Annotated in this window: 11 protein-coding genes and 1 pseudogene; all 12 read left to right on the top strand. The window is 59.0% G+C overall.

The window, feature by feature from the left end:
* Window positions 1–652: 652 nt before the first annotated feature.
* Window positions 653–3589 carry a MobA/MobL family protein gene (locus ACGHJ7_RS14085; RefSeq protein WP_390478976.1) on the top strand — a complete coding sequence of 979 codons (2937 nt, stop codon included), beginning with the start codon at window positions 653–655 and terminating at the stop codon, window positions 3587–3589.
* A gap of 285 nt (window positions 3590–3874) precedes the next feature.
* Entirely contained in the window at window positions 3875–4756 is an 882-nt protein-coding gene (locus tag ACGHJ7_RS14080; protein ID WP_390478974.1) for a 3'-5' exonuclease, read from the top strand.
* A gap of 243 nt (window positions 4757–4999) precedes the next feature.
* Entirely contained in the window at window positions 5000–5752 is a 753-nt protein-coding gene (locus tag ACGHJ7_RS14075; RefSeq protein ID WP_390478971.1) for a hypothetical protein, read from the top strand.
* A 122-nt stretch (window positions 5753–5874) separates the two neighbouring features.
* Window positions 5875–7428, top strand: a complete 1554-nt coding sequence (locus tag ACGHJ7_RS14070; protein WP_390478968.1) for a type I restriction-modification system subunit M — start codon at window positions 5875–5877, stop codon at window positions 7426–7428.
* Window positions 7421–8710 (top strand): restriction endonuclease subunit S, encoded by a 1290-nt coding sequence (locus ACGHJ7_RS14065; RefSeq protein WP_390478965.1) that lies wholly within the window; start codon window positions 7421–7423, stop codon window positions 8708–8710. The genes ACGHJ7_RS14070 and ACGHJ7_RS14065 overlap by 8 nt, the downstream gene beginning before the upstream one ends.
* Complete coding sequence (locus ACGHJ7_RS14060) at window positions 8707–8883, top strand: hypothetical protein (protein ID WP_390478962.1); 177 nt, start codon at window positions 8707–8709, stop codon at window positions 8881–8883. Before ACGHJ7_RS14065 ends, ACGHJ7_RS14060 begins: the two co-directional genes overlap by 4 nt.
* Window positions 8884–9148: 265 nt before the next feature.
* Window positions 9149–10912, top strand: coding sequence for a DUF262 domain-containing protein (locus ACGHJ7_RS14055; RefSeq protein WP_390478959.1), 1764 nt, complete (start codon window positions 9149–9151; stop codon window positions 10910–10912).
* The gene (locus ACGHJ7_RS14050) at window positions 10912–14124 is read left to right on the top strand and encodes a type I restriction endonuclease subunit R (protein ID WP_390478957.1); all 3213 of its coding nucleotides are present in this window, start codon (window positions 10912–10914) and stop codon (window positions 14122–14124) included. Before ACGHJ7_RS14055 ends, ACGHJ7_RS14050 begins: the two co-directional genes overlap by 1 nt.
* 237 nt (window positions 14125–14361) lie before the next feature.
* Window positions 14362–15579 (top strand): annotated as a pseudogene (locus ACGHJ7_RS14045) (tyrosine-type recombinase/integrase).
* Between the two features lie 299 nt (window positions 15580–15878).
* Window positions 15879–16136, top strand: a complete 258-nt coding sequence (locus ACGHJ7_RS14040) for a helix-turn-helix transcriptional regulator (protein ID WP_390478954.1) — start codon at window positions 15879–15881, stop codon at window positions 16134–16136.
* The gene (locus tag ACGHJ7_RS14035; protein WP_390478951.1) at window positions 16133–17404 is read left to right on the top strand and encodes a type II toxin-antitoxin system HipA family toxin; all 1272 of its coding nucleotides are present in this window, start codon (window positions 16133–16135) and stop codon (window positions 17402–17404) included. The genes ACGHJ7_RS14040 and ACGHJ7_RS14035 overlap by 4 nt, the downstream gene beginning before the upstream one ends.
* A 138-nt stretch (window positions 17405–17542) precedes the next feature.
* A partial coding sequence (locus ACGHJ7_RS14030) for a DUF262 domain-containing protein (protein WP_390478948.1) occupies window positions 17543–17826 on the top strand: 284 nt, incomplete at its 3' end.

The raw sequence follows: 17826 nt of genomic DNA, 5'->3' as shown, positions 1-17826 counted from the left end.
TGGTGCTCATCCGAAAATCATAATGAAGGAGCAACTTAATTCGTGCACGGTCACGTTACGGCAAAGCCGAACTTAATGAGGATTTCATACGCCGCACTTCAGCGACCAAGACGCATCGCGAAAAAAATTTTTCGACCTATTGCGATTGAAGGCTTATTTTCCTCAATCAGACGAAACTATGGAACGGCAGCTTTCAGGCTTGTCCTCGCCTGACTTTATGGCCGCTATTGGGGCGCAAAGCTGTCATTCGCGCCTTTGACACTTCTTAGCTTGGGCCGGCCTCGCTGATGCATTTCTTCAGTGACCTCGCCAGCTTATCTCAGTCATCGACTGACAAGCGCGCCTGATTGCCTGCAAGATGGGCCGAAGCGTTTTCCCTTTTTTGAAAGCGTCGGCAGACCCGATCTGCAAACGAGCGGGGTCTAGATTGTACCAACGGTGTTGAAACACTCTAACTGGCTAGCGCGCGCCCACGATCCCACTGGCAGCGATTGATCTGATAGGGTCGCCAAGAATTGAAGTACGCAATCAGGCAGAAAGGAGGTGTGGGGGGATAAGCGAGAGAAATTGTTTACCGATGCGGCAAACGAAAAGACCCCCCATACCCCCCACAGCCCGAGAGCGCGACGCTGTCGCGCGCACCTATTCCCACATGGTCGACGGGACGGCCGTGTCCCTCACGGCGAAGGCGCTGAGAGAGCTGACCGTGCAGAAGCGCGACACGCAAGCTGAACAGCGCCGGGAGCGGCGCCGAATGGCGGTGATCTGCCGCGACGACAATCGTCAAGCGCGGCTGAACAAGGCCATCCAGCGCTACTTCGACAAGGTGGAAAGACGCTTTCCGCCGAAGAAAACAAGTGTTCGCGTCGAGCCTGAAAACCGGCGGCAATTCAAGCGCGGGGAACGGAGGGTGACGCCGACAGAACTTGTCGTCTCGCTCCCAGCCTATGACGGTGCGATCCTTGATCGACAGGGCCGACGCGGCATCGTGATGACCATCGGATACGACGGCGCGCAGAAGCATTCATTCGGCATCGTCGGTCGGCGGATCGCTTACGACCTCAACCCCGCGTCCTGCGAACTGGACGCGAATGGGAAACCAGTCGTCCAGAGCAACATGGGCGAGGATATCCATGAGATCATGATGGCCGCGGATCTTATCGAGGCCGCGCAGCGCGAGACCAGGGCCAACGCCAAGCTTGGTGTGAATATTGTCGTTCAATTTCCGCATGACGTGCCGCAAGAGGTCCGCGCGGCGATTCTCAAAGCCGTATGCCACGAGCTCTTCGGACGGCACGGGCTTCCCTACGCAGCCTCTCTTCATCGCCCTGACCGGAAAAGCGATCAGCGCAACTTTCATGCGCACATCTGGGCCAGCTGGCGACCGATGACGCGCACTGCGCCATACAGCTGGGATGTCGCGGATGATTTTCGGAGTGATCTGGATGGTGCTGCCTACTGGCGACACGCACGCCGCCGCGTTGCCGAAATCATGACCGCCACCCTTGCGCGCGCCGGGACCGACCGTCACTACACGCATCTGTCGAACGCCGAACGCGGCCTTGCGCACAAGCCGCAAAAGAAGCTCGACAAGCGGAAGACGAGAGAATCTCGCGAAGGAAAATTCGTCGCCGACAACGAAGCCAACCGGCGGATCATCGAGGCCAACATCGCGCATGAAGAGAAGATGGCCAAGAAACGCGAGGAGCGCCGGACGAAGGCGCTGAAGCGCAAGCTGGCTGCAATCGCGCGTATCGACCTTGTCCGCCACAAGCCGGTCGATCTGCGAGCAGTATCAGACGCGGTAATGGCCCCTGAACGGCCGAGGATCGAGCGCGTGCTCGGACCTCAAAGGCAGGCATTCACGAAGGTCAAAGCTGTAGCTACGGCGATTTTTCGGAACCACCTGCAGCAGGTGACGCCACCGGCGCGCCGACCACTGACAATCAAGCCAGACGCGGTGGCCGCGGCTACAGAACACAAGCTCGGGGCTGGTGGACTGCGAAAGGTCACGGCGAGAACACCGACGGACCTCTTGAAAAAGATTAAGCCGATCATGTCGGCTGCTGAACGGTTCCAGCCCAGCCTTCGACCGGTCGCCCGTCCCGTTCGTCCAGCCAAGAGCATATCGGTGGGGCCCGTGCAGTCGGTAGAAGAAGCCGGCCGGCCCGTGTTAAGAGCGGTCAACCCCGTCGAACCCGCCAAACCGGTCGCTTCGATCTTCGAGTCTGTTCCCACGGTTCAGGGCTCTGCTTTTAATTTGAGGCCATTCGCGACCACCGTCTCGTGGTCGAGGTTGACCCGGGTCGAGCCAGTGCGAAACCCTGCCGATACCGACGGCAGGATTGCCAAGATTACAGCTCTTCAATCCATCGACAAATCGTGCAGGATTGAGCCTGTCCGGATGCCTCCGGCGCCCCAGCAAACAGCGCTTCGTCCGGTCACCGAGCCGATGAAAGTATCGGCCGAGGCTCAAGCGAAATTGACCAAGGTATCGATTGAGCCACCTCCTCCTATTTCCGCAGTATTGCACCGGGTGAAGCCATGGACTTCGAAAACCTCGGCAGGCCATCTGGCACCTGTGGCGGCCCCACGGACACCCCCGGTTGTCGATCTTCAAGCGGCAAGCGGGCCGCCACCTGTCAAACGGGAGTTCAAGCTGAAACCGGTCTCGGGCTACAAGCCGCCTCCGCGCGCGTTTCTCAAGGCTGTCTCCACCGAACACCCGCGCAAAGCGCCTCTGTCGTCGGTCATACGTCCGGTTGAAACGCAGGTCGGGCTCGTAAAGCGGCTCTCCCCTGTGGCACCGCCGAGAAAACCGATCCTCGATCCGGCGCTCATGGCAGCAATGAAAAGCCTCGAGCAGAGGCTTGCGGAAATCGCGGAGCTCGCGGCAGCCAGGCGGAAAAAACAAGCTCCAACGACGGCACCATCGACGCCCCAGACAGGCAGACCGACTCCCGAATACGCCGAAGGCGCGAGCGCTCTTACCTCGAAGGCCGACGACATCGCCCGCGAGGTGGAGGCTGCGCGCGCGTATGCCGCGAGGATAAAGAACGATACCGTGTTCGTCGCCCGCCATCGGGATATTCTCTTCCCGGATCCCAAAATCTGGTTCGTGAACCGGCTGACCGAACGTGGGCTTCGTGACCTGCAAGTGCAGAAGGAATTTGCCCGCATGGAGCAACGCCAGGTCGACTTCGTGAAGCGGGTCGGGCCGAAGATTGTCGAAACGTGCACCGCCCAAACGCTTGCAGAAGGGAGAGATGCCGTAATCGAGAAGTTGCCTGAAGAGGAACGGGCCGAGGCGCGATCCTGGTCCGAAACCGTTCTCTGGAAGTCCCTCATGAAGCGGATCGCGGAAGAAGGGGCGCAACGCAGCGAGAAGCGCTTGACCGAATGGCGGGCCGCTCGTGAAGAAAGCAATGCGGCCCGCTTCTTGGCAGCAGCGCAGGCAAAAGCCCAGCTCGCCAAATGGCCGGTCGCCCTGTCACAGGAACAACAAACGCAGCTGGATGACGACGCAAAGAAGCATCGCGCCAGACTGGCGAGGCAGCAGGCGGCCGCGATGCAGCGGGGTTCTTACTGACCGAGGCACGATGCTTTCTGCGAAGGGGGGGCTGGCTTTCAGCAGCGATCGTCCGCCCGGAAGTTGCGGTAATTCCATTCGGGCTGGGGTTGGGCGTGGACCGCATCAGCCCCCCGCATGGACTTCCCGTGGGAAAAGCGCGCAGCGGGCCTCAAGTCCCGGAGCAGAAAGAGCATTGGAAGGGATGCCGGTCGTGGAACCGGCAGGTGAAGGAAAAAAAGGCAGGGCACATCCGCTCGGCCAGGCCTCGCCGGTTTCCATTGAAAAAAAACCACCATGAACCCCATGAGTGCACAGAAGGCCAGCGATATGCTGGTCCAGATGATCGAACAGGACGAAAGGTATCGCGTCTTGCGGCAGATTCCCCGGCCCCATACCGATATGCCATCAGGCGGCTCCCCGCCGCCTGGACGGTGCATCGCGATCGTCGATGTCGAGTGCACCGGCCTCGATGTGGAGAACGACCACCTGATCGAACTCGCCATCATGCTCGTCTTCGTCGACGATGACGGCGTGGTTGCGGGCCACATAGGACCGGTCAGCTGGCTGGAGGATCCGGGCGTTGCGATTGATCCCCGGATCACGCTTCTGACCTGCCTTGCAGCCGAGCATGTGGCCGGCAAGTCGATCAACGATCCGATGGCAGCATCGCTGCTCGACAGGGCAGACATCATCGTGGCTCACAATGCGCGGTTCGACGCCGCCTGGCTCGAGAAGCGCTATCCCGCCCTTGCCGGCAAGGCCTGGGCCTGTTCGTGCACGGAGATCGACTGGCAACTGCTTTGCTATGAAGGCCGCTCGCAGCAACACCTCCTCGCCCAGCATGGCTGGTTCACGAACGCCCACCGCGCAGCGGAAGACGTCTGGTCGCTGTTCCACCTCCTCCAACAGGAGCAGACGGGTCCGGGCGAACATCGGCCGCAGACCCATCTGCAGCGCCTGCTCGAGGCTTCGTCGCAGATTACCGAACAGGTTCAAGCATGCCGCGCGCCATACAGCGCCAAGGACCGCCTGAAGGCCCGCGGATACCGCTGGGATGCGGTCCGCAAGGTCTGGTGGAAAGAAATGGGCCGATCGGACCTCGCTGCAGAGCGCAGCTGGTATCGGGAAAACGGCCTGCCGGAGTTCTTCACAAAGCCGATCACGGCGTTCGAGCGTCATCGCTGAAAACCTGGAAGTCGGGCGGCCCTGCAGGACGACCCGGCCTCCATCTTCTCAAGCCTCGGCGGCCACCACCGCAGAGGGCTTTCCCTAAAATCTGACTGATTGTCGTCGCTGGGTTCCGCCAGCGCGCCATGCGCTCAGGCGCTTGGACCGCGCAGGACAGCGCGCGCGCCATCCGCCGGAACAGCCTCCTCTTCTCCAAGCCGCAGTGGGAACTGCTTACGGAGAATCGAAAGGAAAACACACATGAAAACGGACACTTACCTCGCGCTCGATCTCGAAATGTATTGGGACGAAAACCTCTTTGAAACGCACCGCGCAATGGATCCAAAATCGCAGCGGCGCGCGACGGCCGTCAGGCGCGTGATGGCGGCATCCGTATTCGAGTTCTCCGTTGATGCCGAAGGGCGCGTCGCTACAGGCGAGGTGGCATCATGGACCGAACACGGCTGGGGTGACGAGGAAGCAATCGTCGCACAGCTGTTCGCATATCTGCGCGCACGCGCAGATACGCCTGTGCTTACCTATGGGGGTCTGGCCACCGACATACCGGTGCTGGTCCTTACCAGCATGGCGCACGGCTTGCCTTTGCCTCCGCAGCTCATCGATCAGCCTGGGCGCCGGGGGCCTCGACCCCATCTCGATCTTGGTCTGATGCTCAAGGGAGGCGGGCGCACCTGGTCGCATCTCAGCCAGGTTCTGCTTCGTGTGGGCGTCCCGGAGGAAATGGTTGCTGCGAAACCTGCGGTCTCTCGACCCAAGAAAGCTCGCGAATGGAAAGCGTTGCGCGACCACGTCGAGCTTGACTGTCTGCTGCTGGCGCTTGCCAAAATCGCATGGCTGGTTGCGCAAGGCCACGATGGCTTGCGCTTCGAGGCTGCGGCCATCGGGCTTGTATCGGGCTTCCTGCGTCGGCGGCGGGAGCACTCTCTGGTGCCGATACTGGCTGATTATGCGCTCGATATGGAGCGCGGGCTGCGAGAGATGGCAATGCAATGATCGCCACAGGACTGCATCTGTCTGCATCAGTTGTAAGAATACCGAGCTCCGCCTCCTTCGCGATGGCGATACGTGCCTTGCCTTGCTATCGCTTGCTTAGCCGCACGGCATGAGGGGTGAATATGGCAAAAAAAGCAGGAAAATCTAAAGGCGGCGACCTCGGTTTCGAGGCGGAGCTGTTCAAGGCGGCGGACAAGATCCGCGCCAATATGGAGCCGTCCGATTACAAGCACGTCGTCCTCGGCCTGATCTTCCTCAAGCACATATCCGATGGCTTCATGGCGAAGCGTGCCGAACTCGAAAAGGAGTATCCGGACGGCGTCGAGGATGAGGACGAATACCGGGCCGACAACGTCTTCTGGGTGCCCAAGCCCGCACGCTGGGCGCACTTGCAGGCCAGCGCCAAGCAGCCCGGTATCGGCAAGCTGATCGACGAAGCGATGCTCGAGATCGAGAAAGTGAACCCTTCGCTGAAGGGCGTGCTGCCGAAGGACTACGCCCGCCCTGCGCTCAACCCCGTCATGCTGGGGGAGCTGATCGACCTTATCTCCGGCATTGGCTTCAAGTCCGATGAGGGGCAGAGCCGCGATGTGCTCGGCCGCGTCTACGAATACTTCCTCGGCCAGTTCGCGGGGGCCGAAGGCAAGCGAGGTGGTGAGTTCTACACGCCGCGATCCGTCGTGCGAACGATGGTCGAAATGTTGCAGCCGCATGATGGCCGGGTCTACGATCCTTGCTGCGGATCGGGCGGCATGTTCGTGCAGTCCGAAAAGTTCGTCGAGAACCATGGTGGGCGCATTGGCGACATCGCTGTCTATGGTCAGGAATCGAACCATACGACCTGGCGGCTGTGCATGATGAACCTGGCAGTGCGCGGAATCGACGCAGACATCCGCTGGAACAGCGACGGCAGCTTCCACCGCGACGAATTGCCAGACCTGCGCGCCGATTACGTGCTCGCCAATCCACCGTTCAACGTATCTGACTGGGGCGGTAACCAGCTACGTGAAGACGGGCGCTGGAAGTTCGGTATACCGCCTGCGGGCAATGCGAACTTCGCCTGGCTGCAGCACATCCTGCATCATCTTGCGCCAGCAGGCACGGCGGGCGTGGTGCTCGCCAACGGGTCCATGTCCTCCACGCAGAGCGGTGAAGGAGAGATCCGGCAAGCAATGGTCGAAGGCGACGTGATCGACTGCATGATCGCGATGCCGGGCCAGCTGTTCTATTCAACGCAGATCCCGGTCTGTCTGTGGTTCCTTGCCAAGGACAAGTCGAACGGGCTGGTCGGCGATGCCAAGCTGCGCGACCGGCGCGGCGAAATCCTGTTCATCGATGCCCGCAATCTCGGCCACATGGTCGACCGCACCCGGCGTGAGTTCTCGGACGACGATATCGCGCGGATTACCGATACCTACCATGCCTGGCGCGAGGGCAAAGACTACGAGGACGTCCCCGGCTTCGCCTATTCTGCAAGCCATGAGGAGGTCGCGAAGCACGGTTATGTGCTGACGCCGGGGCGCTATGTCGGCGCGGAAGATGTCGAGGACGATGGCGTGCCGTTTAGCGAGAAGTTCGCTGCGTTGCAGGCGACACTCGAGGAACAGTTCGACGAGGGCGAGCGGCTGACGAAGCTCATTCGAAAAATGAACAGGCGGGTTGTGCCCAATGACTGATTGGCAAACTGTCCGTTTTGGTAGCCTGCTAGCCCAGCCAGTTCGCAACGGCATCTACAAGAAGAAAGAATTCCACGGCAGGGGAGCAAAAATGGTCAATATGGGTGAGCTATTTGCTTACTCACGTCTAACCGACGTTCCGATGAAGCGCGTCGACCTTAGCGACAAAGAACTTAACCGATTTTCGTTGGAAAAAGGCGACCTTATATTTGCTCGCCGTTCGTTGACCGCGGAAGGAGCCGGAAAATGCACCCTTGTCGCGGAGGTGCTCGAACCCACTGCTTTCGAGTCTTCGATTATACGAGCAAGGCCAGAGCCGTCTCTAGCTTCGTCGGACTTCTTATATTACTATTTCGCTTCACCAGCAGGCCACCATTCTCTGGATACAATACGCCGCCAAGTTGCAGTAGCTGGGATTACCGGTTCGGACCTGAGCAATCTCGAGTTTCGAGTTCCGGGCCTGAAGATCCAGCAAGAAATTGCGTCAGTTCTTTCCGCCCTCGACAACAAGATCGAGCTGAACCGGCGGATGAACGAGACGCTGGAGGCGCAGGCGCGGGCGCTGTTCCGCGACTGGTTTGTCGACTTCGGCCCGGTGAAGGCCAAGATGGCCGGAGACACCCCTTACCTCGCGCCAAACCTCTGGTCCCTCTTCCCCAACTGCCTCGACGATGACGGCGTGCCGGAGGGGTGGAACGCTACTCCGCTGGACGAAATCGCAAGTTTCCTCAATGGCCTCGCACTTCAGAAATACCCCGCCGCGGATGGCGATGACAGCTTGCCAGTGATCAAAATCACCGAACTGCGCACCGGCCCTACGTCGAAGTCTAATCGCGCTTCGACAGATGTGCCAGGAAAATACGTTATAGGCGATGGTGACTTCATTTTTTCGTGGTCAGGCAGTCTGCTGGCCAAATTTTGGACACACGGGCCGGGCGCGCTCAACCAGCATCTTTTCAAGGTCACGTCGGACGAATTCCCCCCTTGGTTTTACAGTCATTGGGTTTGGCACCACCTCGCCGAATTTCAGCTAATCGCCGCATCGAAGGCTACGACAATGGGGCACATCAAGCGGGGGCATCTCAAGGAAGCAATGTGTGTGGTGCCTGCTCCTGATTTGCTCGAAAAACTGTCCGCTATTATGGAGCCACTCGTTGAGCGAACTATTGCCAACGAACTCGAGAGCCGCACGCTTGCCCAGACCCGCGACTTGCTGCTGCCCAAGCTGATGTCCGGCGAAACCCGCGTCGGTGAAGCGGAGCGGGAGATCGAACACGCATGATAGACCGCGACCAACTCAAGAAGGCAGTCGTTGCGCTGCTCGACAGCCTCGCCGCAGAACATCCCCTTGGCCATCAAGACAGCAAGGCTGCTCGCTATGTCCTGACCACCTCTGGCGGAGCGCGGATCGAACTGATGTTCGAAAAGAACGCTCAGGTGCCCGCCAATTTGTAGTGCCTTGAAAAGGCAGTCGCACGCCTTGCCGGCGGCCCTTCTGCCACTCTATCGCCCGCATCCGCGCTTCACGCCAAGAAGAATGCGAACGGCCAACCGCTCTATGGGCGGCATAGTAGCCTCGAAAATATGCCCCAGCTAGGCAGGGCCGACCTGATCCGCTTCCGGTTGAAAAGCCTGTCAGACGCTGGCGTTGTTCTTGATCATCTGCTTACAGTTACGCCCGCAGAACTGAAGTAAACGGCTCTGTTAAAGGGGGAAATTGGTGAGCGAACTCAAGACCTGTTTCAAGCGCGTGGACTACGATTTGTCCAGTTTGCTGCACTTCATCGACGTAGGCGATATCGGCCTACCCGATATTCAACGCCCCTTCGTCTGGAAGAACGCCAAGGTCCGCGACCTGTTCGATTCTATGTATCGCGGCTTCCCGGTGGGCTATCTCCTGTTCTGGGAGAATGCCGTCGAGAGCGGTGCGAAGCAGATCGGTTTCGATGAAAAGCAGCGCGATGTGCCCGCCCGACTGATCGTGGACGGGCAGCAGCGGCTCACCTCGCTCTATGCCGTGTTTCGGGGCCAGAAGGTGCTCGACGAGAATTACGCCTACCGCCAGATCGAAATCGCTTTTCGCCCTAGCGATGGGAAGTTCGAGGTTGCGGATGCTGCCATTCGGCGCGATCCGGAATGGATTCCCAACATCTCGCAATTATGGTCTTCGGGTGCGTCGAGCCGCAAGCTGGTCAATGGTTTCATCGACAAGCTGGGCCAGAAGGTGGAATTGAGCGAGGCCGAGGAAGAGCATATCGCCCATAACCTCGACCGCTTGTTCGACCTGCAGAAATACCCTTTCACTGCGCTGGAGATCGCGCAGTCAGTCGAGGAAGAGCAGGTTGCCGACATTTTCGTGCGCATCAACAGCGAGGGGGTGAAGCTCAACCAGGCCGACTTCATCCTCACGCTGCTGTCCGTATTCTGGGAAAAGGGCCGCACCGATCTCGAACAGTTCTGCAGGGCCGCGCGCGTTCCGGCGAAAGGCTCGGACACGTCCCCGTTCAACCACTTTCTCGAGCCGGATCCTGACCAGCTTCTCCGCGTGGCAGTCGCGCTGGCCTTCAATCGTGGCCGTCTAAAAAGCGTGTATCAGGTGCTGCGGGGCAAGGATCCGGACACTGGCGAATACGATCCCCAGCGACGGCAGGATCAATTCGATATCTTGGCCGAGGCGCAGGAACACACCCTCAACCTCAACAACTTGCACCAATATTTCAAAGCGTTGGTGGGCGCGGGCTTCCGCAGCGGCGAACTCGTTTCGTCCACCAATGCGCTGCTGTTTGGCTATGCCTTCTACCTGATCGGCAAGGTTCGCTTCGGTCTGGCCGAACATCAATTACAGCGGGCAATCGGTCGCTGGTTCTTCTTCGCTTCCCTAACCGGTCGCTACACCAGTTCGCCCGAAACCGTGATGGATGGCGATCTCGCCCGCATACGCGAAATCGATACCGGCGAAGCCTTCCTGTCGTGGCTCGACGGAGAGATCACCAGCGAATTGACCAACGATTTCTGGCAGATCACCCTGCCATCGCAGTTCGACAGTTCGTCTGCCCGCAATCCGCAGCTGTTCGCATTTTTCGCAGCGCAGAACCGGCTCGGTGCACCAGTGCTGTTCTCGCACAAGACCGTTTCCGATATGCTGGACCCCACCATCAAGACGACGAAGAAGGCACTGGAGCGGCACCATCTGTTCCCCAAAGCCTGGCTTGAAGCGCAAGGCGTAAGCGACCAGCGGATGCGCAACCAGATGGCGAATTATGCTCTGGTGGAATGGCCGGACAATATCGACATCAGCGCCAAGGCGCCGCAGGACTATGTGCCGCAGATCAGGGTTCGCTTCTCCGATGAGGACTGGGCCGAAATGCATCGGTCTCATGGCTTGCCAATGGGATGGGAGGCGATGCCTTACGACCAGTTCCTTGGACAACGACGTGACCTTATGGCGGGTGTAGTGCGCCGCGGCTTCGAGAAGCTCGCCTAGTGGGCAAGTTCGTCGAAGATCACGTCGAGGAAGCGGCGCTCGAATGGCTCAGTGAATTGGGCTGGACGATCGCGCACGGACCTGATGTGTCTCCGGACAGCCCGCAGCCTTTGCGCGCTGCCTATCAAGATGTCGTCTTGCTGGACCATCTACGCGATGCAGTCGGGCGGCTGAACCCCGAAATTCCTGCTGATACGCGCGAAGAGGCCATTCGCCGCGTTCTAGCGAGCGAGACGCCATCGTTGGTGGAGGAGAACCGGCGGATTCATCAATACTTGGTCGAGGGCGTGCCCGTCGAATTCTATGACGAAGGCACTATGCGCGGAGACCGAGTTCGCCTGATCGATTTCGGTGGCAGCGGGGGTTTCGATCAGAATGACTGGCTGGCCGTGAACCAATTCACGGTTATCGAGCAGGGACACAATCGCCGTCCAGATGTGGTGCTGTTCGTCAACGGCTTGCCGCTCGGCGTGCTCGAGCTGAAAAACCCAGGCGATGAGAACGCGACTTTGGCCGGCGCCTTCAGTCAACTTCAGACCTACAAGGCGCAGATACCTTCGCTGTTTCGAACCAATGCTGTCTTGGTCACGTCTGACGGCATCAAGGCGCGAGCCGGTTCTCTGACTGCCGATGAAGAGCGCTTCATGCCCTGGCGGTCGGTCGACGGCGAAACTATCGCGCCGACTAGCGACCCTCAGCTTGAGACGTTGATCAAAGGTGTGTTGGACCGAGGCAACATGCTGCGTCTGCTGCGCGATTTCACAGTGTTTGGCGATACCGGCAGCGGGATTGTCAAAATAGTCGCGGCGTATCACCAATTCTTCGCTGCCCAGAACGCCTTGTCAGCAACGCTTCGTGCTTTGCCCTATGCGACTGCTAGAGGCGACGGCCCGTTACGCGAAAGTCCGCTCAATTATGGTTTGCCAAGCCAGACAGAGCAGGCGCCGGGCGACAAGAAGATCGGGGTCATCTGGCATACGCAGGGTTCGGGCAAGAGCCTGCTGATGGCGTTCTACGCAGGTCTGCTCGTTCGCGATCCTGCGTTGGAAAATCCCACCATTGTAGTCATCACTGACCGCAATGACCTCGACGATCAGCTGTTCGGCACATTCGCAATGTGCAGCGATCTCATTCGTCAGAAGCCGGTTCAGGCCGACAGCCGCGATGATCTGCGCACGCAGCTTGACCGAGCGGCGGGCGGCGTGATCTTCACAACGATCCAGAAATTCGCGGCGACCGAGGGTGAGGATGAACTCGCACCTGTGAGTGAGCGGCAGAACATCATTGTGATGGCGGACGAAGCGCACCGATCACAATACGGCTTCCGCGCGCGCATCGACACCAAGACTGGCAAACGCGCTTATGGCCACGCGAAGTATCTGCGCGATGCCCTGCCTAACGCATCCTTCATTGGGTTCACCGGAACGCCGATCGAGAAGGACGATGTGAACACGCCTGCGGTGTTCGGCGATTATGTCGATATCTACGACATCAGCCGTGCGGTCGAAGACGGTGCCACAGTGCCAATCTATTACGAAAGCCGATTGGCGCGCATCGAACTGCCGGAAGACCAGGTGCTACTTATCGATGCCGAGGTGGAGGAACTGACTGAGGACGAGGCAGCCTCGGATCAGGAGAAGCTGAAGGCGCGTTGGGCGGCAGTGGAACGATTGGTGGGTTCGAACGCGAGATTGCGGCTCGTTGCTGCCGGCCTTGTGGAGCATCTCGAACGAAGGCTGGAAGCGTTAGACGGCAAGGCAATGGCCGTTTGCATGAGCCGCCGGATCTGTGTGGCGCTCTATGACGAGATTGTCGCGCTTCGTCCGGAATGGCATTCCGACGATGTGTCGCAGGGTGCTGTGAAGGTTGTGATGACCGGCAGCGCCTCGGACCCGCAGGATTGGCAGACGCACATCGGCGGGAAGGCACGCCGGGATGAACAGGCTAAACGTGCCAAGGATCCGACCGACCCGCTCAAGCTCGTGCTTGTGCGTGATATGTGGCTGACCGGCTTCGATGCTCCGTCGATGCACACGATGTATATCGATAAGCCGATGCGCGGCCATGGTCTGATGCAGGCCATCGCGCGCGTGTATCGCGTTTTCCGCGATAAGGAAGCCGGGCTCGTCGTCGATTACATCGGGATCGCCCAGAGCCTGAAAGCAGCGCTCGGCATCTACTCGCCATCCGATCGTGAGAAAACGGGTATCGACGAAAAGCTGGCGATCCGCGTGATGCTCGAGCGGTTCGAAATCGTCGGCGACATGTTCCATGGCTTCGATTTCGGTCCGGGCATGCATGGAACACCGAGCCAGCGGTTAAAGTGTCTCGCCGAGGCGCTGGAGTGGATATTGGCTCGCCAGCAAGAAGCGGCGCAGAAGGAATCGACCGACGAAGCACGGAAGGCCGCGCACCGCCGCTTTCAAGATTCGGTCCTAGCCTTGAGCAAGGCCTTCGCCTTGGCGTCCGCGAGTGATGAGGCAAAGACCATCCGCGATGAGGTGGCTTTCTATCAGACAGTGCGGGCTGCTTTGGTCAAAAGTAGCAGCGCGACAAAATCGAAGAAAGATCGCGAACTCGCGGTTCAACAGCTGATTGACAGATCCGTCGTCTCGACGGAAATTGTCGATATCCTGCAAGCGGCGGGTATGGCCTCACCAGACATCTCCATCCTGTCCGATGAGTTCTTGGCCGAAATGCGTGATAGCGAGCGGCCCAATCTGGCGCTTGAAGCCCTCAAGAAATTGCTCGCCGATAAGATTCGGTCCAGGTCGCAAACTCACGCTGTCGAAAGCCGAAAATACTCCGAACGGCTGTCGGCCGCCATCGCACGCTATCACACAAATGCAGTCAGCACCGTCGAGGTGCTGCAGACGCTGATCGAACTCGCGAAAGAGATACGCGAGAAATTGGCGCAAGGCGAAGAGGGAGGTTTATCCGACGAGGAGATCGCCTTTTACGAAGCGCTGGCGGATAATGAGAGCGCGGTCGATATCATGGGGAACGATAGCCTCAAGATCATCGCTGCTGAACTGGTCGAGAACCTCAAAGCTAACGCGAGTGTCGATTGGGCGCACCGAGAATCGGCACGCGCGAGAATGCGGGTTCTGGTGAAACGCATCCTCCGCAAATACGGCTATCCGCCGGACCTCCAAGACGCGGCTGTGCAGACCGTTATCCACCAGGCCGAACTGTTAGCCGCGGCGTGGTAGCTACTGACAGGCGGGTTATTTTCTGCGCGCTCAGAGCGTCACAAAAATTCTCCAATGATCTGAGTGCCCATCTTTGTCCTCTTCTGGGCACCATTTGTTCTTCTCACGTTCTCCCAAATATTCTATAAAACCCGCGGAAATCCTGGGGATTTGGCCCTTGGAACGTCCCGCGAAATCTCGGGGGTTCTCGGCATTTTGCGGGCCTTTGCGAAAACCACATTGGGAAAAGGCCCGCACATGCCTCTGACCGAAACCCGGCTTCGCGCCCTCAAGATCAAAGACAAGCCATACAAGGTTGCTGACCAGCGTGGCCTCTATGTTGAGGTCACGCCCGCTGGCAGCAAGCTGTGGCGATTCCGATACCGGATCGGGAAGATCGAGAAGAAGCTTTCGATTGGCAGTTATGCCGAAGTCAGCCTCAAACAAGCGCGCGATGCCACCTACGAGGCGCGCCAGGCTGTCGCATCCGGCGGCGATCCAGCACTGGAGAAGCGCAAGCGGAAGACTCGCGAGGAGTTTCTCACCGCGCAGACCTTTGAGACGGTCGCGCGCGAGTACATCGAACAGTTCATGGTTCAGAATGGTCGTGCCGAAGCCACGATCATCAAGGCCAACTACTTTCTTGATCAGCTGGCGCCAGCCATCGGCAACCGTACCATCAACGATATCGAACCATTCGAGGTGCTCGCTCCGCTCAAGCGGCTGGAAGCCATCGGCAAGCACGAGACTGCCAAGAAGTGCCGATCCTTCGCAGGTCGGGTCTTTCGCTACGGTGTCGCCACCACCCGCTGCAAAGCCGATCCGACCAGCATGCTGAAGGGAGCTCTCGTAACGCCGCGAGCCACGCACTATGCTGCAATCCTCGAGCCGAGCGAGCTGGAAGGGCTGCTGCGCGCCATCGACGACTACACCGGCTACATTGTCACCAAGTTCGCCTTGCAGATCGCTCCGCATGTGTTCGTGCGCCCCGGCGAGCTCCGGCACGCCGAGTGGCATGAGTTCGATCTGATCGACGGTGTCTGGAAGATTCCCGCCGGGAAGATGAAGGCGCGCCGCCCACACGCTGTCCCGCTCTCGAAGCAGGTTGTCGGCCATCTCACCGACCTTGCCGAACTGCTTGGCTACGAGGGATATGTGTTCCCGTCTGCAAGAAGATCCAAGCGCCCCATGAGCGAGAACACGCTGAATGCTGCGTTCCGACGCATGGGCTTTTCGAAAGAGGAGGTCACCGCTCATGGTCTGCGGGCGACAGCATCAACGCTCCTGAATGAATCTGGTCTGTAGAATCCGGATGCGATTGAGCGTGCCCTTGCGCATGGCGATAGCAATGCGGTGCGCGGCATCTACCATCGCGGCAAACACTGGGACGAACGAGTGCGAATGGCCCAATGGTGGAGTGACCACCTCGATGAGCTCAGGGCGGGAGGCAAGGTCATCAAGGCCAAGTTTGCGTAGGTTAAGGCAATGGTGGCAAGTGGGCTGTTGCAACCACTTGTGGTTTTACGGAAGTGCAAAGCGCTTTGAGGGATCACCACCACAATTGGTCGCCTGCTCTGCCGGACAGTGATTTGCTGGCCTGAGATTGAACGATTTGAGGCTCACACAGTGGGTATCGACGGAATGTGTCGGTTTCCCGTTCGGGAAAATTGCAATCGCGCGATCGGGCGATAAGTTGAAAATGTCCCGTTCGGGTAAATTCGCTTGCAATTGATCGGCAATTGGCATAGATTTCCCGTTCGGGAAAGGTGATACTCATGCTCGATGTTGCCACTATCGGCCAGATCATTCGCGATGAACGCAAGGAGCTTGGACTGCGCCAAGACGAACTGGCTGCAGCAAGCGGAGTGGGCTTGCGCTTCCTTGTCGAGCTGGAGCGAGGAAAACCCACTGTCCGGATGGGCAAGGTGCTCGATGTACTCGCCGCCCTTGGATGCGAACTTCAGATCAAGCGGCCCGATGGAATCGTGATCGCCGGTCGAGTGGATGAGCCCAAGAAGGACAAAGCAGAGTGACGCTGCCGATCTTGGACACGTTGGTTGTCTGGTGGGGTGAGCGTCAGGCGGGCGAGCTCTCCATCGACAAGGGTGGCGCAATGCATTTCGCTTATTCGCCGGACTGGCTGTCTGACGAAAAGGCCCCGGCACTTTCCCGCGCAATGCCAAAGCAAGAAGGGCCATTTGACGATCATGCCTGCAAAGCTGTCTTTGGAGGTCTGCTGCCCGAAGAAGGCCAGCGCACGGCTATCGCCCGGGCACTGGGAGTGTCTCCCGACAATCCATTTCGTCTGCTAGAAGCCTTGGGTGGAGATGTTGCCGGTGCGCTCGCATTCTTGCCTCAAGGAGAAGAACCGCTCCAAGACTACTCCAAAACCGCTCCAGAACCACTCCAGGAGGGCGCACTAGCGGAACTGCTCGACCGGTTGCCTTCTGTGCCCATGCTAGCAGGCGAGGGCGGGGCGAGGCTTAGCCTTGCAGGGGCTCAGAGCAAATTGCCTGTGGTGCTCACCGCAGAAGGAGGCATCGCGATCCCACGTCCGGGCGAGCCCTCCACACATCTGATAAAGCCAGAACCAGACCGCTTTCCCGACCTGGCTGCGAACGAGGCCTTCTGCCTCGCTTTGGCACGCGCCGTGGGTATCGATGCGGCTCATGCAGAGTGGCGCGCTGCTGCGGGGAAGCCGTTTCTGCTGGTCGAACGCTACGATCGGATTTCCGCTGAAGGAAAAGCACGCAGACTGCACCAGGAAGACTTCGCCCAGGCACTCGGGGTACCCTCGAACCGAAAATACGCTGCAGAGGGTGGCCCGACTTTCCGTGATAGCTTCGCGCTTCTTCGTAGCGCGGCTACTCGCCCCGCGCGTGAAGTGCTGAAGCTAGCTGACGCTGCGATCTTCAATCTCATCATCGGCAATGCCGATGCACACGCCAAAAATTACAGCCTGCTAAGACTTGAGAACGGTGAGGTGGTCCTTGCACCGCTTTACGATCTGGTCGCTACGCACTTGTGGAAGGAACTCTCCCCAAAGCTCGCAATGCGATTTGGCCGCGCGGCAACCTTGGAGGAGTTCGGCGGCGAGAATGTGGCGCGCTTCGCAGAAGAGGCGGGGCTGGGTGCGCCTTTCATTCGCCGCAGAGTGGCTGACCTTGCCGAAGCAATTAGGGAAACGATTGAGAGGGAAGTTGAGGTGCCAGGCAAGCCGTCAGACGAAGTGCTCACTCCAATTGGCGAAGCGCTGCAGGCCCGCGCCAACATTGCTGCATTGAAGATTTCGGAGGGATGAAGGTGCAAATCGACGGCGCAAGACTGACGATTCTGTACACCAAATGGCGTGATCGAAGGCAGATTTCGTTCATTACATTCTTGCTAAATACTTCTCTGTAAAGTCAATTAACCGCCATTCAGATGGCAGGGGGCAATCTTGACGACGTCATTTCAGACAAATCCCTACAAGCTCAGCGACCTCATGCGCGAGTGCCATGAGGGGAAGCTTCAGCTACCCGACTTCCAGCGCGGATGGGTTTGGAATCAGGATCGAATCACAGACCTCTTAGCTTCGATTTCGGAGGGCTTCCCCGTCGGTGCACTCATGACCTGGGATGCAACAGGCGAAGTTTCGTTTGCGGTTCGCCCCGTTGAGGGCGCTCCATCACCGTCAAAAGAAATCAAAGCTTACCTGCTTGATGGCCAGCAGCGTATGACCTC

The sequence above is a fragment of the Altererythrobacter sp. MTPC7 genome (assembly GCF_042851395.1).
In the GTDB taxonomy this organism is placed as follows: domain Bacteria; phylum Pseudomonadota; class Alphaproteobacteria; order Sphingomonadales; family Sphingomonadaceae; genus CAJXSN01.
This window is presented reverse-complemented; position numbering and strand designations above follow the sequence as displayed.

Excerpts from the sequence above, each read along its gene's own strand:
- ACGHJ7_RS14085 (WP_390478976.1), top strand. The coding sequence starts at position 653 with ATGGTCGACGGGACGGCCGTGTCCCTCACGGCGAAGGCGCTGAGAGAG.
- ACGHJ7_RS14080 (WP_390478974.1), top strand. The coding sequence starts at position 3,875 with ATGAGTGCACAGAAGGCCAGCGATATGCTGGTCCAGATGATCGAACAG.
- ACGHJ7_RS14075 (WP_390478971.1), top strand. The coding sequence starts at position 5,000 with ATGAAAACGGACACTTACCTCGCGCTCGATCTCGAAATGTATTGGGAC.
- ACGHJ7_RS14070 (WP_390478968.1), top strand. The coding sequence starts at position 5,875 with ATGGCAAAAAAAGCAGGAAAATCTAAAGGCGGCGACCTCGGTTTCGAG.
- ACGHJ7_RS14065 (WP_390478965.1), top strand. The coding sequence starts at position 7,421 with ATGACTGATTGGCAAACTGTCCGTTTTGGTAGCCTGCTAGCCCAGCCA.
- ACGHJ7_RS14060 (WP_390478962.1), top strand. The coding sequence starts at position 8,707 with ATGATAGACCGCGACCAACTCAAGAAGGCAGTCGTTGCGCTGCTCGAC.
- ACGHJ7_RS14040 (WP_390478954.1), top strand. The coding sequence starts at position 15,879 with ATGCTCGATGTTGCCACTATCGGCCAGATCATTCGCGATGAACGCAAG.